The sequence below is a fragment of the Flavobacterium zhairuonense genome (assembly GCF_004352915.1).
In the GTDB taxonomy this organism is placed as follows: Bacteria; Bacteroidota; Bacteroidia; order Flavobacteriales; family Flavobacteriaceae; genus Flavobacterium; species Flavobacterium zhairuonense.
Genome location: NZ_SJSY01000074.1, coordinates 416,894 through 440,488, shown reverse-complemented (window position 1 = coordinate 440,488; position 23,595 = coordinate 416,894). Strand labels below are relative to the sequence as shown.

Sequence of the window (23,595 nt, the reverse complement as noted above, 5' to 3'; positions counted from 1 at the left end):
TTATAAATTATTAAAACGTCTTCTTACTCTTTTCTTTTTTGATGCTTTTTTAAGCTGATTTGGAACATAAAAACTATCATTTTCTATTCTTGTCAGCACCTCTATTATTTTTTGAACAGCGGATTTGAAATCAAGGGATTTCAAATCCTGCTGCAGGTCTTTGAAAAAAGCTTCTTTATCGGTTTCGGTTTGAAAGCCTTCGTTAGATTTAGATGTTTCAGATAAAATGGGAACTCTATTTTGTACTCCCTTTTCAAAAGACAAACCGCAGCGTTCTTCTATCTGTTTGGCACTGTATTGTTTTCCCAAATCACTCCCGTTTAAAACACATTTTGAAAGGTGATCCACATAAGTAATCCCATAAAGCTGTCCCAACTCACTTTTTCTAAAAACCATGTCTATTCCTTCCTTTCTCAGCTTCAATTCCAAATCAGAAAGTGAAACGTTTCTGCCTAAAAGTATAAGGTCAACAGCATTAGTAATTCTCTTCTTTTGGTATAAAGTCTTATTATTTTCCTGAAACTTATCCTGCAGAAATTTTAACGTCGGTTTATTATAAAACTCACTTGCTTTGAGCGGAACTCCTATCGGTCTTCCATTTTCGTCCAGTGTCCTGTACAACAAACCATTCGTCTTAAATATCCTGGAATTTTCCTCTCCCCTGTCTGCCCTAACATTATACAGCCCCAGAACTGCATTCAGTTCGGAGAGGCTTTTATATTTATAAATCGAGAGCACATGATCAAGAACCGACTGAACTGCTCTTTTTGATTCTGTCTTCCCATATTTAATCTTTGAAAGCACTATAGGTTTAATAAACTTATCGATGCTCTTTTTCTTTAACTGTGCCTGGACCAGACCAAAAGTTTTTTCTATCTCTCTGCGTGCAGCTTCTGACTGATTTCTTCCTATGTTCTGCATATCAATCCTGCTTCCGTCTTCTCTCACTTTTATGGACATCAGATGCATGTGCGGGTGTCCCGCATCATAATGTCTGTATACCAGATAAGGCTGACTGCCAAAACCTATTTTCTGCATGTAATGCTCTGCTATTTTAAGCATCTTTTCATTTGATAATGCGGATTCGGAAGGATCAAAATTCAATGAAATATGCACGCTGTTCCGCTTTACATTTTCATTAAGTTCATTCTGTTTCAGAAGCCTGTTAAGCTTCATCGCACCAGTTAATTTTGCAGCTTCCAGAGGATAATTCCCCTCTCCAATACACTCTGCAATTCCCTCTTTAACTTTATTTTCATTGTAGTTAAAGATATTATGCACAGAAGATCCTGTTTTGATTACAGCAACCATTTTTCAGTGATTTCCTGGAAGTGGATTTTAATTTCTTCTACCTTGTCAAAAAGCATTTTCCGTTCAAAGTCCGAGTTCAAAATCCATGATTTAAACTCCGGAATATGCCGCAGGGTATGCAGTTTTTTTACGGACTGATTGAAGTTATTTCCAAGGGCGTTAAGTTCGCTTTTCAGCTTTATAACCTCAGCCATAAATTCATCAAGAGACTCGCTTCGATACTTCACTGTAATGGGCTTATTGAATAAATGCATACGGATGTAATCACTGAGTTTTCTGCATGTGCTGGCTTTCCATTTCCGTTCTATTTTCTGATACTCTTCAGGGGTAAAACGGAGTCCCACAATCCGTGTTCTTTTTGAAGTTTCTTTTTCCATCATTTAGCTTTTTCATTATTTCTTCACACATTTTTAAACTTGAAATTTCACTGCCCACGAGTTCCGAGTAAAGGGCAGCAAGATTCGGTTGTTTAACAAACGGACATCTTGCCGATTGCAGGAACGTGGCAATCTTTCAGATATTCAAACATTTTTCAGATCTGTTTTCAATGTTTTTTTAATTCTTATGCTAAATTAAAGAACTCATTTCGATGCAGCCCATCATGGTTATATTATGTCCATGACTATCAGCACAGCAGTTTCTATCTTTACCTCAACTATTTTATTAATTTAATTATGCTGAAATTATGATTACAAAAAATGATGTTGCCAAAGTTTTGGATACTGTATTAAGCAGTCCTGGCATGAATGAAACTGTGAAGATTGATTTGAAAATTTCACGCAAAAATGTACTGCTGCTCAGTCATTTTATTGATCAGGGACTGCTGCTGGAAAAAGATGACTCCAATCTGATGGGAAGCATTTCCGATGACGCTTTATCCGACCTCAAAAACATTTCTGCGGAATGTCTTCAAAAAGCAGGATTGGTGGAACTCAAAGAAAAGCTCGCTGCACTCAGCAATGCCCCAAAAGTTTAAAAAAGTATGGAACCATAAATTGAATGCTTAATGGATACTGATTATCTGTTAAGCATTTTTTGTATGAAAAAATGCCTGATTTGGAAAAACTTTGGCTTGATTTGGATAAGTGTCTAGTAAAATCAGCTCTCTAAATTTGCTTTGAATCTGCAATCAAAGTAAGCTGAATTAAATAGTTTGATATTATGAATCTAAAATGGAAAAATATCATAGTTGAAGCAGTAAGCCTTCTATATGTGCTATTGTTTGTATATGCTTCTACAAGCAAGCTGTTAGATTTTCAGCATTTCAAAATAGAGCTTGGGCAGTCGCCTCTGCTAAGTGCATTTGCGGATTGGTTTTCTATTTTAGTCCCCGTAATTGAATACCTTATCTGTTTGCTGCTCGTTATTCCCAAACTCAGACTTATTGGACTTTTTTCGGCCTATGGATTAATGTTGATGTTCAGCGTTTATATTTTTATTATTCTTCATTATACCTCTTTCGTGCCTTGTTCTTGTGGTGGTGTGCTAGAAAAATTAAAGTGGGGCGACCATCTTATTTTCAACCTCGTTTTTGTAGGTTTGGCTGTAATGGCAATTCTATTTTATTTCCAGACTTCTATAAACAAAAATAAAAGACTAAAGCGAAAATCTTTGTTTGGGATTTTTTTCATTATTACTTTTTGCAGCATAGCAATTGTGACTTCCTTATTTCTGCTTTCTGAAAATTTGGTTCATTATCACAATAAACTGACCCGAAGATTTCCCCAGGCACCGATTCATCAAACCGCAATTACGGATTTAAAGCTGAATTCTTTTTATTTTGCCGGTGCTGACAGCACTAATGTCTATTTGGGAAACAGCACTGCTCCACTGGTGATCACCACCTTTGACTCTAAACTTTTGCAGACGCAGAAAAAAATGATTGACTTAGATCATAAAGAACTTCCGTTTCGAGGAGTTAAAGTCATGGTTGAACCTCCGTATTTTTTTGTTGTGGACGGGACAGTCCCTTGCATTTTTAGGGGAAAGGCAAAGGATTGGAAAGCCAAATTGACCCATCAAAATGGGGAATATTTTACAACAGCCAAGGCTATTGATTCCAATGCAATTGCTGCCGTATCCAATAGTAAAATCACTGGTGATAATGTACTTGCTGTTATCCAATTGCAAAGTAACGGACAAACTATTTTAAACCCCGACATACTGCAAAAACAGACGGATGGTGTTTTTGATACTGACGGGATGCTATTATACAGCAAAGCAATGGAAAAAATAATTTATCTCTATGCTTATCGCAATGAATTTACCCTTGCGGACAACCGTTTAAAAATTGCGTACAGAGGCAATACGATTGATACCATTTCAAAGGCACAATTACAGATTACAGAAGATAAAAACCATCATCAAAGGCAATTTTCCAAACCGCCATTGTTTGTCAATAAAAACAGTGCCGTTTTTAAGAATTTACTCTTTGTCCATTCCGCTATCCCCGGGCGTTTTGAAGAGGATCGAATGTGGAAGGATTCCAGCATCATTGATCTTTATGATCTAAGCAAAAAAAGTTATGTATTGAGTTTTTGCATTAACGATCTCAATGGAAAAAAGATGAACTATTTCACTGTAGTAAATAATAAGCTATACGTACTCATTGGAACGCATATTATTCAATATGCAATGGATTCAAAAATTACATCCCATTACAATAAAACCAGTCCAGAAAATCTATTGGCCAAGTAGCAGGAATCTGATCGAAAACCTGTAAAAAAGAGTAGATCATTAACCATATAAATTACTTTTATTATGAAATCAAATGTTTTAAAAATCGTTTTGCCACTCGCAGTAGCTGTAGTGGGATTGACAAGTGCAGCAGGCACTTCAGCATTGAACGGAAGTTCAAAATCTGCAGCTCAATTGGGCTACAGACATATTGCAAATCCAGAGAGCTGTACACAAGTGCAGATTTGCAATGAAAATGGAAACTTCAATTGTAAAGCGTCAAATGGCGATCAGCTTTATGATGCAAGCTGTGTGACACCTCTGAAAAGAAGTACAGTAAATTAAATTGTTGAAATGTGCCGTCGCCAATAAAAAGCGACGGCATTTTTAGTATCACTGGCCAATCCTAACGGTTAAAATCAGATTGCATCCAATCTTTTTTCTCACCATTTTTCAGGTAATAATTAAACCACTGCATTACACGCAAATTCAGATCAAGTGCATTTTCTTTTTTATCTATAGTATGCTCTTCGCCCGGATAAATAAGTAATGTATGCTCCTTGTTAGCCCGTCGCAAAGCCAGATAAAATTCCATTGTCTGAGAGGCATTAACATGCCGGTCTTCTTTTCCTGTCCAAGCTAATAACGGAGTTTTAACTGCATCAGCGAGGAGTACGGGAGAATTTTTCAGGTAACTTGGCATATCTTCATATAATGATTTTCCAATTCGAAGCTGATGATTTTCAGTCCGAAAAAAATCAGGCCTGTAAAATGACGGTCCAATATATAGATAGGCACTTACTAAATCAGTCCACGCCGAGCCTGCAACCGCGGCCGCAAAACGATCAGTCTGTGTAATTATAAGATCGACCTCATATGCTCCGAAGGAATGTCCAATAAGTCCGATTTTGCCTGGATCTATATCGCCTTTCGCAACAGCTGCATCAACCGCAGCAAGCACGCTGTTGGTAACAGATTCTCTTAGGTTGCCAAACTCATAATTAATATCGGGATACAACACAAAATACCCCTGATTGGTAAAATTAGTTACGCTAAAACCATCACCTTCCAGCATGGAAGGATTTGCATAATCATTGAAACTGGAAAACTGCCGTTCATAAATTCGCACGACCATCGGATATTTTAAACCTGCCTTGTAATTTGCTGGATAAAATAAAATTCCTTTTGTTTTTATCCCCTTTACAGTATAGTCAATACGTTCATTTTTGCTCCAGTAAAATTGGTGCTGCTGGGGATTGCTCTGCATTATTTCTTTCGCACTGCCGTCCCAGATCATAATTCTAGGAGGACTAGCAAAATCCTGATCTTCATACATATAAAGATTCTTTTTCCCGGCTTTGTTAACCTCCGATATTTTCTTTTTTTCCCAGACAAGTTCTTTAACTCCTGATTTAAGATTCCAGGTGCTGAAGCCAGACTCTCTGGTTTCCTTATTTATTACCGTCAAAAACAGTCCTTCTTTAAGATCAACAGACAGCGGTGCAGTTTCTGAAAAGCCATACAGAAGTTCTTCATTAAAGTTTTTGATACGAAAAGTTTTTTGTATTTCCCTTCCTTTAGTGAGCCTCTTTTTTTCTTTTCCATCCAGTGAAATTTTCCAAAGATCAAATCTGTCATACAGGATTATTTCTCCACATGGTGTCCATCCGGCAATTCCGTACGGCTCAGGTTCGCCAGGAACATTGCTGTCTTCTTCAAAAAAGGAGTTTGGCATTCCCAAAGTAATACAGGTATGACGCTTTTTATCAAGGTCGTAAATCCACCAATTGCCGTCTTTGACATAACATAAATATTTCCCGTCTGGAGAACCCAGTGGTTTCTCACTAAAAGTATAGCGCTTCAAAATAAGCTCGCGGTTACCGCTCTGCAGATTCACAATATATAAATCGTAAGCGCCATGCTGCTGGCTTTGCGGTTCATAAGCGGCAGGATCAAAAATAAAAGCATGCTTATGATCAGCACTAAGAAATGCGCTCGGTAAATCCTTATCTGCTATCTGCAGCACCTTGTTCTCTTTTATATCCCATACTGCCAGTTTATCAGCCCATTTGTAATAAGGCAGGAACTTTTTGAAATCATATAAAAGTTTGTCTTTCGAATTCCAGATTTCCACCGTCGAGGAATCGATATTTTCAGTTTTAGCAGAAGGCTCTTTCATCCAAAAAAATAGCTTCGTATTATCTTTTGAATATATTGGAATCTTGTTTTTAACATTAGAAATTCGCATGTTAGAGGGAAAACCTATAGCATTTTTTGATTCCAAAGCACTTAGTTTGTCCTGTGTAATGCTATAAGAATAAAGTACAGGCTCCTGCGCATTATTTTCAATAAAAGCTATTGCATTTCCTTTCCAGATCACATTTTGAAATGGCGCTTTATGATTGGAAGCAACAATTTTTTTTTCGACCGAATTTTTAAAGAAAATCATTTCAATACCATAAAGATTATCGTTTGCTGTACTGTAGACAACGCCATTTTTTAAAGAATCAAAACAATATGAAGTTATGCCGGCAGTTTGCTCAACGAGATTGCCTTTCTGGTTTCTAATCTCAAGAGTGAATTTGTTGTCATTCTGCTTTAAAAAAATTGCTATAAATTTATTATTTGCCGAAAATTCAAAACTAAAAGCATCAGGCCTTTTATAATTTTTATCTGTTTTGAGATTCTGAACCACTAATGTATCATTGGCAATACAGGCAAATTCTGATTCCCCATTGAATTTCCCTTCCCATCCTTTAGGAAAAACATATTTTGTGTTCCCTTTGGTCTGCTGAGCTATTAGTGTATCTGCACCACTATATTCATATTTTAGACTGTAGCTTACCCAATTGCCATCACTGGATATTTTTTCGGGCAGAAGCTGGCTCCACAAATGATATTCCTTTGCAGAAAGCATTCGTTTTTGTTCAGCCTGTCCCCAAATAAAGGGACAGGTTACTAAAACAAAAATAAAGCAGGCTGCCCTGGTAAAAAAACGATAATATTTTAAATTAATAGCCTGCATTTTGAGGACGTAGATTGGGGTTTAAAACTAATTCAGATTGCGGCAACGGCAACAATCGATCTGTTGTCTGCCATTGTGATTTGGCAGCTGTCAGAATCTGGTCTAATTTGCCAGTCCTTTTAAGATCGAAAAAACGATGCCCGTACTCGGTAAAAAATTCCAAGCGACGTTCTACCTGTACAGCATCAAGTATTTGCTCTGCTGTTATTGCAGCAGTGTTTCCAAGACCTGCAAGATTCCTGATTTTATTCAAATCTTCCTTGGCTCCTATAAGATCTCCGCTGTGCGCGCGTGCTTCCGCTCTGATAAGGTACTGCTCGGCCATGCGGAGGACAATTGCATATTCCATTGAAGTGGGGGTATTGGATTTTTCTTTGTACTTAAAGGGATGATACCAGGTTGTTGCACCAGTGGTGACGGCTTTCAGCCAATTGTCTTTTCGGAGATCTCCCGCAGTAAAGGCATTGACCAAATCATCTGTTAAGGCTACAGAAGGCGGAGGTCCCTGAACAAAAATAAATGCGTTACCCTGATCGGTATTTTTTCCTTCCAGCGAAGACATGAGCTGCCATATGGTTGCAGTGCTTTCTTTTTTAAATTCCGAATTCAGAGAAACTGGCCAAACATATAAATCCGTTTGATTTAATACCGCCGATGCCGCATTGGACGCCTCTTCCCACTGCCCAGTGTATAGACAGACTCTGGCAAGCAGTGCCTGGGCAGCGCCCTTATTTGGGCGAACTCTGTAGTTTCCGTTATACTGCGCAGGCAACAAAGTAATGGACTGTTCTAAATCACTTTTAATAAGATTATATACTTCCGTTTCGGGCATTCTGCTCACGGCACCGTTTCTTTTGTAATCAGTTGTGGCTACATAAGGGATTGGACCAAAGCTGTTGACCAGATAAAAATGTATCAGTGCCCGAACAAACAGTGCCTCACCTGTTAACTGCTGCTTGTCCTCTAATGGCAGGGCTGAAGCTTTTGCCACGCCTTCCAGTACGGCATTAGCAGAATAAATCTGACTGTAGCTGCTGTTCCATAATTCTGCCATTGAAGGATCTGCGGCTAAAAGCGTATTGTTGTAAAAGTTTGCTTCTGTCGTTCCTGAAATACCATAAAATTGAAACTCGTCTGCATATAAACCCAACTGGGAGCAAATTCCCGATGGGGATCCTGTGAGCAATCCGCTATCCCTGATTTTAGAGTAAATATCTACCATTGCAGCATTGGCTGTTGCTTTCTCTTCAAATACGGCTGCTGATGTCAACTGGGAAGAAGGAAGATCTACCTCAGTAAAATCAGCACAGGCATGCAAAAGCATTAACGAGGCAATTGGAAGGGCGAACAGGTATATCTTAAAATAGAATGTTTTCATGTGGAAAGAATTAAAATTAAAAAGTTAACTGAATGCTCGTTGTGAATACGCGCAATGGAGGGAGATACCCCGAATATTTAAACTCAGGATCAATTCCTTTGTATTTGGTAATAGTGAGAACATTTTGACCTTGTATGCCAATTTTGCAATTGAACTTTTTAGTCCAGTTTTGCGGCAACTGATAGGTCAAAGAAATGTTCTTTAGACGTATGTAAGAGGCGTCGCTTATGGCAGCATCACTTTGAGAATATTGGTAATTGGCCAAACTTCTATTCTCATTACTGTCACTATACCCTTGATAAGGTCCCATGTCGCCTGGGTTTTGCCAGTGTGATAAAACACCTGTCGGCTGATTTACCATCGTGCCCGGCATAGGATTGTAAAAATTCTCATTGAGGTTTTCCTGTTTGACAAATTGAAATAAAAAGTTCAGATCCACATTGCGGTAATGAAACTGGTTTTGAAGTCCCCCATAATATTTCGGGTTTAGATTTTTTATAGTCTTTTGATCATCTCCGAAATTTATGGCGCCATCACCGTTTGCATCCTCAAACTGATAAATGCCTGTCGCAGGATCAAGTCCTGTATAATGGAATACTTTTATGATATTTAAAGGCTGTCCTATTACATACTGTTCACTGTAGGTCGAAGTTTCCAATCCTGGAAATGAGATCAGTTCGTTTTTAATACTGGAAATATTAAAACTAGTACTCCAGCTAAATGCCTCGTTTTTTATGTTTACGGTTCTTAGGCTAAATTCAAGCCCGCTGTTTTGAACTACCGCGTCCAAATTAGCCTGCATGGAAGAAAATCCTGTAGTCCCTGCAAGGGGCAATCCCACAAGCTGATCGGAAGAGCGGTTTTGAAACCATGCAATTGTCGAAAATATTCTGTCATTCAAAAATCCTGTTTCAAGTGCCACCTCCATTTTTTTGTTTGTTTCCCATCCAAAGTCAGGGTTGAAGAGCCTGCTTGGCTGCAGTCCTGATATGCCCTGATATTTGGCGGGTGATGTGCTATAGGTATCTAAATACTGATAATCCCCTATTTGATCATTCCCCGTGGTTCCATAACTGGCACGAAGTTTACCAAAACTGAAAAATGGCATTTTCTCCTTTATCCATTGCTCCTCGCTAAATGCCCAAGCTGCTCCTACGGCTCCAAAATTGGCAAATTGTTTACCCGGTCCAAAGCGGCTGGATCCATCACGTCTGCCGGTGAGGTTTACAATGTATTTACTGGCCCAATTAAAATTTATCCTTGCATAGAAAGCTTCATATCTGTAAAGATTCTCATCACTGCTCAAAACAACAGTTCTTGCTGCTGAGGCAGGGTTTTCCATTAGGCTGTTATTGGCAAATCCAAGTCCGTAATTAACGAGTTTATCTCCTTTCTGCTGCTGGAAAGTAGTTCCCACTAAGGCATCTAATGTAGTCTTGCCCATTTTATGAATCCAATTGAGCTGCGGCTCAATAATCCAGGAACTGCGATTTAAGGAATTGGTGAAAACAATTGATCTTTCACTCCCTGATCCGTAAGCAGGATTGACAACGGTGTTTGGCTGCAAATTCAGCTGCTTCTGGTTCAGATTGGTATAACCAAAACTGCTTTTGGCTGTAAGTCCTGCACCGATGTCATACGACAAAAGAGCATTGGCCAGCAAATCATATGTTTCTCCATTAATTTTGCCTTGCAATGGAGCCATTGGGTTATCAAATGTGTTGTTTTCCCAATTCAGATTACCAGCATCATCGTACAATGCAGGTGCATTGGGTACAAGCATAGCCGCTGTAGAAGTAAGATCTATAGCTGGCAGACTGTTGAACTGTGCGGTATAGGCAGAAGAAAAATTAAGCCTGAACCTTTTATCTTGAGATTCATGATTTATAGCCGCATGCCCGCCTGCCTTGACATAGTCAAAATTACCTGGAAAAACTGTTGTTTCTCTGCTGTAATTTCCACTAAGAAGGAACTGCGTCTGTTCTGATCCTCCTGTGAGTGATGCCTGCAGGTTACTATAAGTGGCTGTTCCGCCAATGAGTTCTTTCTGCCAGTTGGTATTTCGGTTCTGATCCCAGGTGCCATTGATATCATAAGCATACTCTGGGTACTCGGCAATTCCATCGTTGGCAAATGCTTCCCTGCGCATTGCCAAATACTGCGGTGTTTGCAAAACGTCCTTAAAATGGGCGACCTGCCCTATTCCATTGGAATATGTCGCAGAAAAAGCAGTTTTTCCTGCTTTGCCTTTTTTGGTCGTGATCAGTACAACGCCGTTTGCGCCCCGAGAGCCGTAAATAGCCGTAGCATCGGCATCTTTAAGAACTTCAATGGAAGTTACATCATTGGGGTTGATGCTGTTTAGGGGGCTATTCTCCGCAGGCATGTTTCCTGAGGTCATATTGCTTCCGATGCTTTGAGAAGAATAAGGCACGCCATCTATAATATATAATGGATTATTTCCATTAAACCGCAAACTGTTCTGTCCGCGGATTTCAATCTCAAATCCGCTTCCGGGCAGACCTGTATTCTGTATAATATTTACACCAGCCATACGCCCCTGCATCGTTGCCAATACATTGGTTACGGGTTGTGTTTCGATATCTTTGGATGTTATTCTTGCTATGCTTCCGGTACGTTCCTTTTCCTTCACAGAATAATATCCTGCATTTACTTTGACTTCCTGTAATGTGGTGGTATCATAGTGCAAAGAAATATCGATTACAGAACGACCGGCAATGGCAACCTTTAGGGTTTTGAACCCAATGAATGATACAATAAGTGTATCAGAAGATGCAGCAGTTATAGAATAATGTCCAGTGTAATCTGTGATTGCTGACGTATCTGCCCTTCCCTTTACGGAAATTGTAACACCTGGCAGAGGAGCAGAACCGTCAGTAATGGTTCCTTGCACCTGACGCTGTTGTACTGTTGATGAAAAATACCGGGAAGAATTTCCGGCATACGACGATGAAAAAGAGAGCAAAACTGCCGTAAAAATTAGGCAATAAAGAGCTTTTCCATCCTTGTAAAATGAAAAATAATTCATAATATTGGGATTGGTTAGTTAAATATGGATTTGATTAGCTAAGGTCCTCTGCTCTAGTTTGGTCGCTGCAGCTGAGGGCCATTTTTTTTATGCATTAAGTAAACGACTTAATAGCATAAATAATTTTTCGCACTTTTTTACAGATAGTAATGGTTTTAAATTAAACTTTTAGTTTAATGCGAGCCTTGTAAAAAAGCGAATGCTAAGAAAAGTTGAGAAAATTATTTGACTCCTAAAAAGGAGGCGTGGGTTTAAACTCAGCTTATCGCTCTCTAGGTACTGGTATACCTCACGCGCAATAAGTGAGCCCACGCCGTTTGGCGTGAGCATTTACACTTATCTTCCTGCGCGTATTAAAATTACCAGTTTTAGAGAGCAGGTTCAAAGCGAACGCTTCATATTATATTATTTGAAGTATCGCAAATATATGTATTTGATAACAAATATAGAATATTATTTTGAATTGCACACTATAGTGTGCAGAAAAAATATAATTATTCAATTCTTTTGTCTTGATGGCTTTAAAAAATGAAAATAATAAGCATTTAGTAAAACCCCAGAAAACCAAAGTTTTTCTGGTAGACAAACATGTTTGTAATTTCATAAAAGAAGAATGGATGGTTGGTATTGATTCATTTAGAGAATGGGCCCGACAGCATAACGTTCACGAATCAATAGCTAGAAAAATCAATCAAAGTGAAGGTTATAAAATTCCATTATCTACATTAAAAATTATTTGTTTTTATAGACAAATTTCTTTGGCAGATTTTTTTACTCTTGTTGAAAATAAATACGGAGATGCTGAAGATAATTTTTATTATATGGAAAAAAAGAAAGACATTTAAAAATGTCTTTCTTTTTCTATTTTATTTTTTTGATTCCTCAATAGAAACTTTTCTAAACTCCTTTAAAAGTTTCTCAATTTCCAAAGAAGACTTTCGAGCTCTTGCTCCTGCCGCTTTAACCCCTTTTTCTGACAGCGATTCAGATTCTGTTTTGAATGTTTCGATTTCAGCATTTATTTTTGCTATAAGATCTTTCATAATAATTGTTTTTTTAAATTACTTGGCAAAAGTAAAATTTTAAACTTCAAATAAAATAATCACGGACAAAGATTCTCTACAAATCCTCTTTTTGAATTTCTTCTATAAAAAATGTCGTAGGCATGCCGGTCTTTGCCTTAAAGACATTTACAAAAAGCTGTGTGCTGCTGAATCCGGCTTCCTCCGCCAGTGCCTTGTTTTTAAATTTGCGGACTTTTTTATCATTTCTCAATAATTCTATTATATGGTCTATCTTAAGATCATTAATATACTCTGTAAAGGCTGGCTGAAAATGGACTTTAAACACGCCGATAATTCCGGGAATTTCAAGATCAGCCACTACCATCAGAATTACGGGTATGATCTGGAAGCCAGCCTAGAGAAGCATTCCATAAAAGAGCTCAATACGCCCCAGTATAAGGAAGACCTTTTGAATTCCCTTAAAAAAGGAAATCTTCAGTCTGTGACTTTTGTCGTCAGCGGCGTGGAAAGCAAAATGTTTGTGGAGGCAAATCCCCAGTTCAAGACCCTTAATGTATATGATGCAAACCTGCAGCGCATCAATCATCGAGAAAGCAAAGAAGAGAAAAAATCTGAAGGAGAAAAAACTTCAGAAAAGCAATCTGACAAACGACAGTCCGACACCGCTGAGGAGAACAGCGAAACCTCTTCGGCGAACAGACAAAAAAAAAGAAAGCAGCAGTCTAATTCGGTTTAGATATTTCAAATAATTAAAGATTAGATCATGAACCCGCAGTTTCCCGTAAATAGAGTAGAAATGGAATTCAGCCGATGGAAAGCAAGAGAGGAGCGTTTGGGTACGCTCTTTTCAATTACTCCGGCTCAAAACAGATCTTTATTGGCCGAGAAACTGCGCCAGTTCAATAGAATCAGAACGAAATACAGATCTTCAAAAAATATTGAGGAGCAGCATACGCTCCGAATCCTTAAAACGGAAATCCATAGGATGTCAAAACAATTGTATCCAAATCTCATTTCACGCATCCTAAGGAAAATAATCACCTCCACACAAAATCAGCTTTCACTTCGCAGTGATGCAAAAAAAGACGAGATAAACTTCAATTCGCTTAACGAGAAAGTACAGAGTATCGGCTTTCCTGATTTATCTGAAAAACTTAAAAATCTTATCGGCAAAGAACAGGAAAATTTCATCGTTCTTCTATCCTACTACATTAATGAAAAAGAAAAGATCAGTCACGCTCTTTCCTTTTCAAAAAATGCTGAAGGCTATTTTGAACTCGATGGATTTAAAAGCAGCCTGCAAAATAATTCTTCACCGGAAGACCGCAGGGAATATTACTTTAAAAATGGGCTGGAAAACAATTTTAAGCTGAATGAAGTTTATAATTTATTGTCAGGCCGCTCAGTTGAGCATAACCAATCATGGTTTCAGCTCGACTTTAATGATAGAGACGCTTCGGGCAGTTATCACTTAAAAGAATTTCGAAATGAATATGCTTATGATTTAGAAAAGACTTTAAAGGCCATTCCTTTAAAAGAGATATCCAGCCAATATGAAATGGAGAAGCTAAAAAATGCTTTAAGACAAGGTGACAGCGTATCTGCTGTGCTGGTTAAAAATGGACGAGAAAATCAGATTTATATAGAGGCCAATCCGCAGTTTAGATCATTGAATATCTATGACCGGCATTTTCGTAAAATCCAGAAAGCTTCATCAAAAAACCAGGCAGCAATATTCCCGAAACAATCTGTCCAAAAAGGAATAAAATCTAAAATGCAGCAGTGATGGAACAATTAAACCCTTTAACTGAATTCTTTAGATCGATAGAAAAAGACCAGCGCATCAGCATTACCCATATTGGAATTTTTGCGGCACTGCTTCAATTCAGAACAAATGAAGGCAACATCAATCCTATCAAAGCCTATAGGCATGAAATTATGAAAATAGCCAAAATAACAGGTCCAGTCACGTATCACAGGTGCATAAAGGATTTAAATGAATACGGTTATATAAACTATATCCCCAAAAGAAACAGAAACCAGAAAAGCGTCATTTATTTTCCTGTTTAAAAGGCAGGTCCTGGCATAGTCTTAAAATCAAGCCTAAAGATCGAATTTATCGCAATAATGCAATTTAGAGCTTTAATAAAAATATCATTAAAACCCTATCACTGCAGGCGGTCCGCATCCCAAACTAGTTATTGAATCATCGCCAGCCGAGAGAATATAATCTGATTTAGGAGAAAAAGCGCTTTCTAAAAGACCCGGCTGTACGGCTGCAAAGCAAACCAGCTCCAAATTGATTTAAAATTCCAAAATATTTGAATTTCCTGTTCTTTTTTTTAAAATATAATTGCTAGATCGACTGAAGCAAAAAAATGGTGTATTTCCGTTTTAAGAAGCTCCTAATATTTCGTTTATTTTTTTGTGCTTTAGTATTCGACTGCTATTATCATCGCCAATAAGCAAGGTAATGCAGATCTTTTTTTATCAATAATTTCATAGGCTTTTATTTCCGACTACTGGAGCTGCCTTCAATTTTGCCACAAAAAACTAAGGCGTTTTTTTTAGATAATTCAAGGCAAATTTTTATGGCTAAATCATGTTACATTTGATTTTAGAGCCGCCTTTTAATTTACCATAAAAGCCAGGCCGTCTATAGTATCTTTTCACAAGTGTAAGTTTTGAAGCAAAGTCATGGCAGACAGCCCTTTTAAAACCAGAAAACCAGCACAATAAAACTATAAGAAACCCATGTTCAAATATTGTATTGATATTAAATGTTCAACCTCCTGAAGTCTAAAGGAGATCTGCCAGTGTGCTTTTTAAAGTATTTCACAAAATAGGAGTCATCATTAAAACCAAGTTTAAGCCCAATCTTACTGATAGTGTAATTATTGTCCATAAGCATTCTTTGCGCTTCTGCAATAATCCTTTGGTTAATAATCTCAGAAGGGCTTTTATCTAATAATTTGCTGGTAAGACCTGATAATGTTCTGGATGACAACTGCATAAGCCTGGCATAATCAGAAACCTTAAGTTCTTTTTTATAATTTTCTTCTACCAGCTCAACAAACTTCACTAATTGCGTCTGTCTTTTATTATCAGGTAAAATCTGATATCCATAAATTGCAGTTGATTTTTCCCATCTGTACAGAACCTGAGCGATAAATACTCTGAGGTAACACCTTAAAATTTCTATATGGCTAGTTTCATTTTTATATGTTAACTCATTTTTGATCAGGTTTAGATATTCATCTAAAAAAAAGACATCATCTATCTTAAGAGAACAAATCGACTGCAGCTGGCTTTCCAAAACCCTCTGTTTGAAAAAAAAGTCATTGTCATTATTCTGAATTAGAAACTCTTCATTAAACTGAATTAAAACTCCTTTATAATGGGTATTCCTGTCAAAATAATGAAGATCATTTTTGGTCAAAAAGAAAAGAGTATTTTCGTCAATATCATATGCTTTTAAATTAACAAAATACCTGCCGCTTCCTTTTTTAAACCAAATGATCTGGTAATGGTTTTCGGCATGAGCTTTCCTTCTTTTTTTATCATATTTTTTTAAATAATTATCAATTTCATGCACAGAAAACCTTGGCACGTTATGCTGATATTGATTCAGATGATATTCAGCAGCATAAGTGGGAATGTCATTACTTTTTTGCATTTGATGCTATTAATAAATTTATAATTGAATGATGAAGAAAGTCTCAGAAGCATAATTAATGGTTCTCACTCTTTACTTGTATTACAACTTTACCTTTTGCACGACCGCTTTCTACATATTCCAGCGCATCATTTGTTTGTCCAAAAGCAAATACTTTATCTACTACAGGTTTAACAACATCAGCTTCAATCAGATTGGTAAGTTCCTGCAGCTGGCTTCCTTCGGCTCTCATAAATAGAAAACTAAACTCAACCTGCTTTTTTTTTGCCTTTCTTCTTGTGCCATAACTAAGCAGTGCTACAATCATTTTAATGTACCATGGCAATCCCGCCTCTTTGGCAAACTCAGACGTTGGGGGCCCTGAAATAGAGATGATTTTACCACCTGGTTTTAAAACGTTTAATGATTTTTCAAGTGTTTTTTGATCCTGACTGTTTACTACAACATCATAATCTCTAAGCGCATCTTCAAAATCATGCGTTTTGTAGTCGACCAGTACATCAGCGCCCAAGTTTTTAAGCAATTCAAAGCTTTTATTGCTGGATGTTGTGGCAACCTCTGCTCCAAGATGTTTTGCCAACTGTATCGCTATAGTTCCCACACCGCCCGAACCTGCCTGTATAAACACTTTATTTCCCTTTTTTAAATGGGCACGCTCAACCAATGCCTGCCATGCTGTTAATGCTACCAGCGGGATGGAGGCTGCTTCGTTCATCGAAATGTTTTTGGGCTTAAATGCCACATCTTTTTCATTTACGGCAATATATTGGGCAAAGGTTCCTACGTGGTAATCCGCGGGGCGCGAATATACCTGGTCTCCAACTTTAAATTTCCTGACATTTTTGCCCACTGCGGTAACGATGCCGGCCACATCATGACCAAGGATCATAGGCAGTTTATAAGGAAGCATCAATTTAAATTCTCCTTTTTTAATTTTTGAATCCAGAGCATTAACGCCCGCTGAATAGATCTCAATCAAAACATCGTTGTTGCCCACAACAGGGTTTGGAACATCTGCAAGCTGAAGAGCTCCTTTGGTATATTTATTTATGATAAATGCTTTCATTTTTAGCTTTTTAAAAGTTGATGGCTTTTCTTAGGGTTAATTAATTTAAAGGCCATTTTCGGGAAAAACCTGTTGATTACGTTAAATAGTTTTGCATCGCCAACTCGTATTGTATAATGTTCTTTCTGAAGCCCGGCGATAAGGCCTTTTACCATTTCTTCAACAGATATTTTTTTATCTTTCCGGTCTGCAGTCATTTCTGTAGCAACAAGGGGCGGAATCAGTTCAAATATTTTTACGTTACTGCCAATGATCTTCAAATGTTCACGAAGCGATATCGTGTAAAAAGCCAGGGCTGTTTTAGAAGAAGAATAAGTAGCTTCTAGGATCGACGGACTCAGACTAAGTATTGATGTAGTATTTATTATCGCTGCTTCTTTTCGTGATTTCAGCATGTCCATAAAAATATTATTCAGTCTTACTACTCCCAGATAATTCACTTCCATTTCGTAGGCGGCACCATCCGTATGTATGTCATTGGCAATACCTAAATTTGAAGGAGGTACAAGTACAGCGGCATTATTATATAAAATATCTATACCGCCCAATTCTTTTACTTTACTGAAAAGAAATTTCGCATCTTCTTTATTGGCTATATCACTTTGGATTGCTATAATAGCAGGATTTGTTGTTTTAGCAGCATCAAGTTTGGCCTGATTCCTTCCGGTGATGATTACTTTCGCACCAATTGCTAAAAACTGTTTAGCGGCTTCAAGCCCAATGCCGGATGCTCCGCCGGTTATTAATATTGTTTTGCCTTGTATGTTCATTATGATTTATTTAAAGAGTTATTTATTTTAGACTTTTTAGTCTATTTTTAAATCAAAAAAAAATTATATGATGTATTGCTCTAATTCAGATTTTAAACTTTTGATAAGTCCCAGCATTGGTTTTGCTGTCCCCATAACTCTGCACATTACAATACCGCCTTCAACTGATGCTACTAATTTAAAAGCAAAGACAGCAGGATCAAGTTTAGCGGAAAACTCCCCAATATTAATCCCTTCCTGAAGTACCCCCGCTAACTCCTGTTGACCACTTTTAAATACTTTGGCTACTTTCTTTTTTATAATGGGATAATTATCATCTGCTTCCACACCAGCATTAAGAATGGGACAACCGCCGGAAATATACGTTTCGATTGGGTCTTTATAAAAATCTAAAAATGCAAACACTTTACCTTTAGCTGTTTTTGCCTGATAAACTGCTGCTCTGATTCGGTCTGAAACCATTTTCAACGACAAATCAATAACCTGCTCTGATAAATCTTCTTTATTTTCAAAATGACCGTAAAGGCAGCCCTTTGTAAGTTTTGTAGCTTCGAGAATATCATCAATATTCACCCCCGAAATGCCTTTTTCATTATAAAGAGGCACCGCAGTTTCCAGTATAAATTGTTTTGTTCTTTCAGCCTTACTTAGCATTGTTCATTAATTAGACTGCAAATATACCAAAAAGTATATTTTAAAACAAAAATTAAAAATAAGTTTTGCTTTCCTTAATTCATTTTTAATTTTCAAAAACCTCGATATACTAGAATCAAAATGATATATTTTGGATAACAATGACCTTTCGCATTCATTTTTGGATGGGTTTAAAATTATAAAGATAAAGTTATTCCCAAATGCGGCAGAGGCAATAACTTTTCCCATTCCCATAGCGCCAAATCCTCTCATCAATTTCTTGCCTGTTTGATTTTAAAATTAACCTTACCGGTATGTATATACGTTGAAAAAATAAAGGTCAGAATTATAATTAACCAAAATTGTATCAATAATTTATATTTTTAAACTGTTGTTGAATTTACTCATTTCTTTTAGGAAACAGCGCTTTACAAATGAGATATTGATAAAATAAATTTCAAGATTATCCCATCTTTTTTCCTGAGCAAACTGCACTTTAGGTCCCACTGGAACAATAGCGCCTTCTCTAACATAGAGCGGTATCATGTCAAGAGTTGTTTTTTTGGCAATTTCCTGACCGCTGTTCTATAAACACAGCCCCTTATGCTGTAAAAAAAACGCCCCTGTCCGCTCTGCATCTGATAAAGGACAGCACGCCAGGACCGCCCCTGTCGGATTTTCTGCGGCACTGCTTCAATTCAGAGCAAATGAAGGCAATATCAGCCTGCCAGAGCCCTATAGGCATGAAATTTTTTCAAGAAAAAAAGCCAGCAGTCTAAACACACGCTGCCGGCTTTAAAATTATCTTAATTTCAAAAAAAATCTTTTCTCTCTTCTTACATCTTTTCAATACTGGGAGGTATCAATTTATACATCACGGGCGTTACAATCCGTGATAATATTGTAGAACTGATCAATCCGCCAATTAACACAATTGCCAATGGTGCTATCAAAGGATTTGAGTTTAATGCAATCGGAATCAAACCGCAGATTGCAGTAATTGAAGTCAGCACTACAGGCAGAAAACGCGTTTCTCCTGCAATTGAAATAGCTTCATCGATCGAATGTCCTTCCTGTCTTAGCTGATTGGTAAAATCCACCAGCAGCAAAGAGTTCTTTACCTGAATTCCCGAGAGACCTATAAAACCGATTATAGCAACCAAAGACATCGGGCTTCCATTGAGAAGCAATAATAGCACGCCGCCTAAAATCCCCAGCGGTATGATAGATAATACAATAATAATTCCTTTGAAAGTCTTAAACTGCAGCAGCAATACCGCCACAAACAAAAAGGTGCTCAAAATAATTACTGCCAGAAAGTTACCGCCCAGCGCATCCCCTTCGGATTCTTTTTCACCTGATAATTTATAGTAATATCCTTTTGGCATTTTCAATTGATCCAGCTTCGGAATAATTTGCGTCAATAAATCATTGGCATAGTGCCCTTTTGCTGATAAAGCGGTTACTTTTGAAAAGCGTGATTTATTAAAATGATTAATCGCCGTTGGAGAAGTTTCAAACGAAATTTCAGCAATCTGGTTCAGGGCAATCGGAGTTCCCTGAAGGTTATTTACGTACAGGTTTTTCAAAGCATCAAGGTTTGAAAATTTATCCCGGGGCAGTGTCAGTGTAACATTTCTGGCATCTCCCCTGTCATCTATATAATCGCCGACCGTTAATCCTGCTACCGAAAGACGGATTACCTTATCCACATCGCTTGTCAGTACTCCCAATGTTCTGGCTTTTTCTTTATTGATTTTAACTTTAAGATCTGTTTTATACGTATTCAGCTCATTGTTGATATACACGGTTCCTTGCTGATTTCTAAGAATAGTCTCCACCTGTGAAGAAAGCCTGCGCAGCACCTGCTGATCCTCGCCAAATAATCGCACCACAATATTGGCTTCTAATGGTGTTCCCTGTTCAAAATCTTTTACCTCCACTTTTGCATAAGGCATCGTTTTGAATTTATTTCGAAGCTCTTCAATCAAAGCTGTTTTTTCTGATGGTTTTGCTTCATCTTCGAGCTGGACAAAAATCTGCGCAAAATCGGGTTTTCTGTCCTGGGGATGCACATTGTAATAGATCTGCGGATTTCCCTTGCCAACGTTCGAAGTGTAATACACAATTTCCTTATGATTTTCAAGCTCTGCTTCTACAATTTTGGCCACACGGTCACTTTCTGAAATATTGGCCTGAAGCGGCATTTTTATATTGATAAGAAACATCGGTTTTTCTGAAGTTGGAAATAATTTAAAACCCGTCACTTTAAACAATCCAAAAGCAGTGATGCTTAAAACTATAGAAATAGCAATAGTGGTTCTCGGATATTTTAAGGCTTTAGGCATAATATCACGATACGCCCTGGTCAGGAATTTTTGCAGATGCTGTAGAAAAATATTCCCTGCTGCATGATCGTGCGTTTTTAAAAATCGGCTTCCTAAAAACGGCACCAAAGTCAAAGCGACAATCATCGACGCCAGTACACTGGTAATAACTGCCATTGGAAGACTTCTGATAAATTCTCCCGAAACATCCGGCAGGAAAGCCAGAGGTAAGAAAGCAATGATAAGTGTTGCGGTACATCCTACTACTGCAATTCCGATTTGTCTGGTGCCTTTAAGGACTGCATCCATTTTAGAATGTCCTTCCCGCAGCCATCGCTCTATGTTTTCGACTACCACAATACTGTCATCCACCAATAATCCCAACGCTACTACCAGACCCACGATACTTAACTGATTTAAAGAAAAGCCAAAAGCATTCATAGCAATTAATCCTAATGCGAGGGATAATGGAATAGAAATCATCACAATTCCCGAAGCTCTTAAACCCAGTGGAAGCAAGGTAACAATTACCAAAACGATGGCAAGGGTAAAATCAAAACCTAAATGTCCCAAACGCTGCGATACCATATTGGCCTGATCGAAGTTTTTTACTAATTTGATGTTTGACGGCAATTCTTTAGAAAATTCATCTACAATCGGCAGGAATTCTTTCTGCACATCTGTAATGTTTACATTGTCTTTCATACCAGCTGTAACCAGTACGCATCGGTGTCCGTTGATGCGGGTAATATGATCGACAACCTGCGACTTGTAGCCTACTTCGGCTACATCTTTCATGTAGATTATTTTACCGTTGGCATTGTAGATTACCGTATTGGCTACATCATCCGCATTTTTGAATTTACCGCTGGTTTTTACATTAAATACCTTGCTGCCTAAATCAATGCTTCCACCCGGAATATCGGCCGCTTCGCTCTGCAGGCTTCCCATGACCACGTTTAAAGGAATTTTTAATTGGGCCAGCTTTTCAAGCTGCAGATCAATACGGATTTCCTGCTCGGGAATTCCGGCATATTTTACATCTTTCAGATTGGTGATTTTCTCAATCTTAGATTTAAGTTTATCCGCTTCATCGCGAAGTTTTTTGTCTGATGCATTTTCTGAAACCAACGCTATCTGAAGGATTTTCACATCAGAAGAAGCAATTTTTTCTGTTTTTATCTGATAAATATCTTTTGGAAGCTCGCTGTTTTTAAGCGCATTCATTTCCGTGGAAATCTCCTGATATTTATTGTCAACATCTACTCCGTATTTAAATTTTACCTGAAAAGCGGCAACACCGTCTTCTACTGTGGTTAATATTTTTTCGATGTTTTCGAGTCCGTAAATTTTATTCTCGATTGGTTTTACAACCTGCTCCTCCATATCCTTAGGACTTGTCCCGGGATAAATTACCGTAATTAAATATTGCGGCGGATGTGTTGAAGGATCTTCCGCCCTGGGCATGGTAAACAGCGTAAGATACCCTACCACAGCAACCAGCAGAAAGATAATCAGCGTAAACTGATAATTTTTAACAGCAAAGTTTGTTATTTTCATGATACTGATTATTTAATGATCTTGATAGTTGATTGTTCGTTGAGATAAGCACTGTTGGAGATCACGATCTGATCTGTTTTCTGAAGACCTTCTTTTATGAATACTTTATTGTTCTCGAATTTATTAATGGTCACCGGCTGGCGTTTTACTTTGCTGTTTTCCACAATAAAAACAAACGCTTTGTTTCCGTCAGCTTCAATAAGCGAATTGTACGGAATGATGATGAAATCTTCTGAGTGCTCTGCCTTTATTTCGGCTTTTCCAAACATCCCCACCGCTGGTCTGCTTTTTTTAAGGCTCAGTTTTAATTCGACCTGAAAAGAACCTAGTGCCGCATCTGCCGCCTGCGATTTTCTAAAAATAAAGGCATCGAATTTTTCATCAGGATAACCGTCAAGCGTTACAGTGGCCTTCTGCCCTGCTTTTACCGCGGCCCATTCTTTGTCTGTCAAGCCAACTTTCAGCAGATAATTATTGTTTTGGCTGGTTTCATTTATAGCCAGAATTGGACTTCCTGCGCCAACTACTTCTCCTTCGCTGGCTATTTTTTTGGAAACAAAACCATCTGCAGCAGCATAAATTTTAGAATAACGTGCATTAAAAGCCACTGCATCTTTCTGCTTTTTAGCAATGTCAAGACCCGTTTTGGTATTCTGAAGCTGTTCTAATGTATACACACTGTCTTTGTACAAATTGCTTGCTCGTTTATAATCACGCTCGTACTTTTTGAGATTCAGATCGGTTTGGTTCAATCCTGCATTAATCTCTGTTTCGTCCAATGATGCCAGAAGCTGCCCTTTCTTAAAAAACTGGCCTTCTTCAACATAAATACGACTGATGATCCCTCCTATTTTAAATCCGTAATTGGCCTGATTTTCTGTTGTTACCAACCCTGATGCGCTAATCGTATTGTCAAGAGCAAAAGATTCGACCGGAGCTGTTTTAATCGGAATGACATCTGCGCTTTCAAAGGGCGAATTTTCCTTTTTTTCTTCTTTACACGCGTAAAAAAGCGTTAAAGCAAGCAATATACCCAACCCTTTTTTGGAGGCTGCAATATGTTTTTTTAGATATTTGTGAATCGTTGATTTCATGTTTT

At 37.9% G+C, this 23,595-nt stretch carries 20 protein-coding genes; 7 read left to right on the top strand and 13 right to left on the bottom strand.

All coding sequences use genetic code 11. From position 1 onward, the window contains the following. Both EYY60_RS16310 and EYY60_RS16305 read right to left on the bottom strand, forming a co-directional pair. Complete coding sequence (locus EYY60_RS16310) at window positions 1–1,311, bottom strand: relaxase/mobilization nuclease domain-containing protein (protein WP_132990372.1); 1,311 nt, start codon at window positions 1,309–1,311, stop codon at window positions 1–3. Further along, entirely contained in the window at window positions 1,299–1,688 is a 390-nt protein-coding gene (locus tag EYY60_RS16305) for a plasmid mobilization protein (RefSeq protein ID WP_317128870.1), read from the bottom strand. Before EYY60_RS16305 ends, EYY60_RS16310 begins: the two co-directional genes overlap by 13 nt. 308 nt (window positions 1,689–1,996) lie before the next feature. Here EYY60_RS16305 and EYY60_RS16300 point away from each other — a divergent pair, with 308 nt between their 5' ends. The 3 genes from EYY60_RS16300 (at window position 1,997) to EYY60_RS16290 (ending at window position 4,332) form a co-directional block, all read left to right on the top strand. Beyond that, entirely contained in the window at window positions 1,997–2,287 is a 291-nt protein-coding gene (locus tag EYY60_RS16300) for a hypothetical protein (RefSeq protein WP_132990370.1), read from the top strand. 185 nt (window positions 2,288–2,472) lie between these two features. Continuing rightward, on the top strand, window positions 2,473–4,008 hold the full coding sequence (locus EYY60_RS16295; RefSeq protein WP_132990369.1) for a MauE/DoxX family redox-associated membrane protein: 1,536 nt from the start codon (window positions 2,473–2,475) through the stop codon (window positions 4,006–4,008). Between the two features lie 63 nt (window positions 4,009–4,071). Continuing rightward, window positions 4,072–4,332 (top strand): DUF6520 family protein, encoded by a 261-nt coding sequence (locus tag EYY60_RS16290; protein ID WP_132990368.1) that lies wholly within the window; start codon window positions 4,072–4,074, stop codon window positions 4,330–4,332. A gap of 61 nt (window positions 4,333–4,393) precedes the next feature. Here EYY60_RS16290 and EYY60_RS16285 read toward each other — a convergent pair whose 3' ends face one another. From EYY60_RS16285 to EYY60_RS16275, 3 genes are read right to left on the bottom strand one after another with little or no spacing between them, the layout of a single operon-like run. After that, window positions 4,394–7,012 (bottom strand): S9 family peptidase, encoded by a 2,619-nt coding sequence (locus EYY60_RS16285; RefSeq protein ID WP_132990367.1) that lies wholly within the window; start codon window positions 7,010–7,012, stop codon window positions 4,394–4,396. Then, window positions 6,999–8,390 (bottom strand): RagB/SusD family nutrient uptake outer membrane protein, encoded by a 1,392-nt coding sequence (locus EYY60_RS16280; RefSeq protein WP_132990366.1) that lies wholly within the window; start codon window positions 8,388–8,390, stop codon window positions 6,999–7,001. Before EYY60_RS16280 ends, EYY60_RS16285 begins: the two co-directional genes overlap by 14 nt. A gap of 16 nt (window positions 8,391–8,406) precedes the next feature. Beyond that, window positions 8,407–11,439, bottom strand: a complete 3,033-nt coding sequence (locus tag EYY60_RS16275; protein WP_132990365.1) for a SusC/RagA family TonB-linked outer membrane protein — start codon at window positions 11,437–11,439, stop codon at window positions 8,407–8,409. Between the two features lie 515 nt (window positions 11,440–11,954). Between EYY60_RS16275 and EYY60_RS16270 the strand changes: the two genes are divergently transcribed. Next, window positions 11,955–12,284: a hypothetical protein gene (locus EYY60_RS16270; protein ID WP_132990364.1), complete on the top strand. Its 330-nt coding sequence runs from the start codon at window positions 11,955–11,957 to the stop codon at window positions 12,282–12,284. 21 nt (window positions 12,285–12,305) lie between these two features. Here the strand turns inward: EYY60_RS16270 and EYY60_RS16265 are convergent, their stop codons facing one another. Beyond that, the gene (locus tag EYY60_RS16265) at window positions 12,306–12,482 is read right to left on the bottom strand and encodes a histone H1 (protein ID WP_131424719.1); all 177 of its coding nucleotides are present in this window, start codon (window positions 12,480–12,482) and stop codon (window positions 12,306–12,308) included. A 292-nt stretch (window positions 12,483–12,774) separates the two neighbouring features. On the opposite strand from EYY60_RS16265, the gene EYY60_RS16260 reads away from it, so the two are divergent. From EYY60_RS16260 to EYY60_RS16250, 3 genes are read left to right on the top strand one after another with little or no spacing between them, the layout of a single operon-like run. Further along, on the top strand, window positions 12,775–13,200 hold the full coding sequence (locus EYY60_RS16260; protein ID WP_235832344.1) for a hypothetical protein: 426 nt from the start codon (window positions 12,775–12,777) through the stop codon (window positions 13,198–13,200). Window positions 13,201–13,227: 27 nt separating this feature from the next. Then, window positions 13,228–14,250 carry a hypothetical protein gene (locus tag EYY60_RS16255; protein WP_132990363.1) on the top strand — a complete coding sequence of 341 codons (1,023 nt, stop codon included), beginning with the start codon at window positions 13,228–13,230 and terminating at the stop codon, window positions 14,248–14,250. Next, window positions 14,250–14,534, top strand: a complete 285-nt coding sequence (locus tag EYY60_RS16250; RefSeq protein WP_132990362.1) for a hypothetical protein — start codon at window positions 14,250–14,252, stop codon at window positions 14,532–14,534. The genes EYY60_RS16255 and EYY60_RS16250 overlap by 1 nt, the downstream gene beginning before the upstream one ends. 706 nt (window positions 14,535–15,240) lie before the next feature. On the opposite strand, the gene EYY60_RS16245 is transcribed toward EYY60_RS16250, so the two are convergent. From EYY60_RS16245 to EYY60_RS16220, 7 genes are all read right to left on the bottom strand, one after another. Beyond that, complete coding sequence (locus EYY60_RS16245) at window positions 15,241–16,140, bottom strand: AraC family transcriptional regulator (protein WP_132990361.1); 900 nt, start codon at window positions 16,138–16,140, stop codon at window positions 15,241–15,243. 55 nt (window positions 16,141–16,195) lie between these two features. Next, entirely contained in the window at window positions 16,196–17,206 is a 1,011-nt protein-coding gene (locus tag EYY60_RS16240; protein ID WP_132990360.1) for an NADP-dependent oxidoreductase, read from the bottom strand. Window positions 17,207–17,208: 2 nt separating this feature from the next. Further along, window positions 17,209–17,976: an SDR family oxidoreductase gene (locus EYY60_RS16235; protein ID WP_132990359.1), complete on the bottom strand. Its 768-nt coding sequence runs from the start codon at window positions 17,974–17,976 to the stop codon at window positions 17,209–17,211. 63 nt (window positions 17,977–18,039) lie between these two features. Next, the gene (locus EYY60_RS16230) at window positions 18,040–18,630 is read right to left on the bottom strand and encodes a TetR/AcrR family transcriptional regulator (RefSeq protein ID WP_132990358.1); all 591 of its coding nucleotides are present in this window, start codon (window positions 18,628–18,630) and stop codon (window positions 18,040–18,042) included. A gap of 354 nt (window positions 18,631–18,984) precedes the next feature. Next, the gene (locus EYY60_RS22325; RefSeq protein ID WP_162847900.1) at window positions 18,985–19,155 is read right to left on the bottom strand and encodes a hypothetical protein; all 171 of its coding nucleotides are present in this window, start codon (window positions 19,153–19,155) and stop codon (window positions 18,985–18,987) included. Window positions 19,156–19,445: 290 nt separating this feature from the next. Continuing rightward, complete coding sequence (locus EYY60_RS16225) at window positions 19,446–22,496, bottom strand: efflux RND transporter permease subunit (protein ID WP_132990357.1); 3,051 nt, start codon at window positions 22,494–22,496, stop codon at window positions 19,446–19,448. 8 nt (window positions 22,497–22,504) lie between these two features. Continuing rightward, a complete protein-coding gene (locus EYY60_RS16220; protein ID WP_132990356.1) occupies window positions 22,505–23,590 on the bottom strand; it encodes an efflux RND transporter periplasmic adaptor subunit in 1,086 nt (361 codons plus the stop codon). Window positions 23,591–23,595 lie beyond the last annotated feature (5 nt).

What these genes read in the sequence shown, in the direction of transcription:
- EYY60_RS16310 (WP_132990372.1), bottom strand. Translation starts at nt 1,311, where the DNA reads ATGGTTGCTGTAATCAAAACAGGATCTTCTGTGCATAATATCTTTAAC.
- EYY60_RS16305 (WP_317128870.1), bottom strand. Translation starts at nt 1,688, where the DNA reads ATGGAAAAAGAAACTTCAAAAAGAACACGGATTGTGGGACTCCGTTTT.
- EYY60_RS16300 (WP_132990370.1), top strand. Translation starts at nt 1,997, where the DNA reads ATGATTACAAAAAATGATGTTGCCAAAGTTTTGGATACTGTATTAAGC.
- EYY60_RS16295 (WP_132990369.1), top strand. Translation starts at nt 2,473, where the DNA reads ATGAATCTAAAATGGAAAAATATCATAGTTGAAGCAGTAAGCCTTCTA.
- EYY60_RS16290 (WP_132990368.1), top strand. Translation starts at nt 4,072, where the DNA reads ATGAAATCAAATGTTTTAAAAATCGTTTTGCCACTCGCAGTAGCTGTA.
- EYY60_RS16285 (WP_132990367.1), bottom strand. Translation starts at nt 7,012, where the DNA reads ATGCAGGCTATTAATTTAAAATATTATCGTTTTTTTACCAGGGCAGCC.
- EYY60_RS16280 (WP_132990366.1), bottom strand. Translation starts at nt 8,390, where the DNA reads ATGAAAACATTCTATTTTAAGATATACCTGTTCGCCCTTCCAATTGCC.
- EYY60_RS16275 (WP_132990365.1), bottom strand. Translation starts at nt 11,439, where the DNA reads ATGAATTATTTTTCATTTTACAAGGATGGAAAAGCTCTTTATTGCCTA.
- EYY60_RS16270 (WP_132990364.1), top strand. Translation starts at nt 11,955, where the DNA reads ATGGCTTTAAAAAATGAAAATAATAAGCATTTAGTAAAACCCCAGAAA.
- EYY60_RS16265 (WP_131424719.1), bottom strand. Translation starts at nt 12,482, where the DNA reads ATGAAAGATCTTATAGCAAAAATAAATGCTGAAATCGAAACATTCAAA.
- EYY60_RS16260 (WP_235832344.1), top strand. Translation starts at nt 12,775, where the DNA reads ATGGACTTTAAACACGCCGATAATTCCGGGAATTTCAAGATCAGCCAC.
- EYY60_RS16255 (WP_132990363.1), top strand. Translation starts at nt 13,228, where the DNA reads ATGAACCCGCAGTTTCCCGTAAATAGAGTAGAAATGGAATTCAGCCGA.
- EYY60_RS16250 (WP_132990362.1), top strand. Translation starts at nt 14,250, where the DNA reads ATGGAACAATTAAACCCTTTAACTGAATTCTTTAGATCGATAGAAAAA.
- EYY60_RS16245 (WP_132990361.1), bottom strand. Translation starts at nt 16,140, where the DNA reads ATGCAAAAAAGTAATGACATTCCCACTTATGCTGCTGAATATCATCTG.
- EYY60_RS16240 (WP_132990360.1), bottom strand. Translation starts at nt 17,206, where the DNA reads ATGAAAGCATTTATCATAAATAAATATACCAAAGGAGCTCTTCAGCTT.
- EYY60_RS16235 (WP_132990359.1), bottom strand. Translation starts at nt 17,976, where the DNA reads ATGAACATACAAGGCAAAACAATATTAATAACCGGCGGAGCATCCGGC.
- EYY60_RS16230 (WP_132990358.1), bottom strand. Translation starts at nt 18,630, where the DNA reads ATGCTAAGTAAGGCTGAAAGAACAAAACAATTTATACTGGAAACTGCG.
- EYY60_RS22325 (WP_162847900.1), bottom strand. Translation starts at nt 19,155, where the DNA reads ATGATACCGCTCTATGTTAGAGAAGGCGCTATTGTTCCAGTGGGACCT.
- EYY60_RS16225 (WP_132990357.1), bottom strand. Translation starts at nt 22,496, where the DNA reads ATGAAAATAACAAACTTTGCTGTTAAAAATTATCAGTTTACGCTGATT.
- EYY60_RS16220 (WP_132990356.1), bottom strand. Translation starts at nt 23,590, where the DNA reads ATGAAATCAACGATTCACAAATATCTAAAAAAACATATTGCAGCCTCC.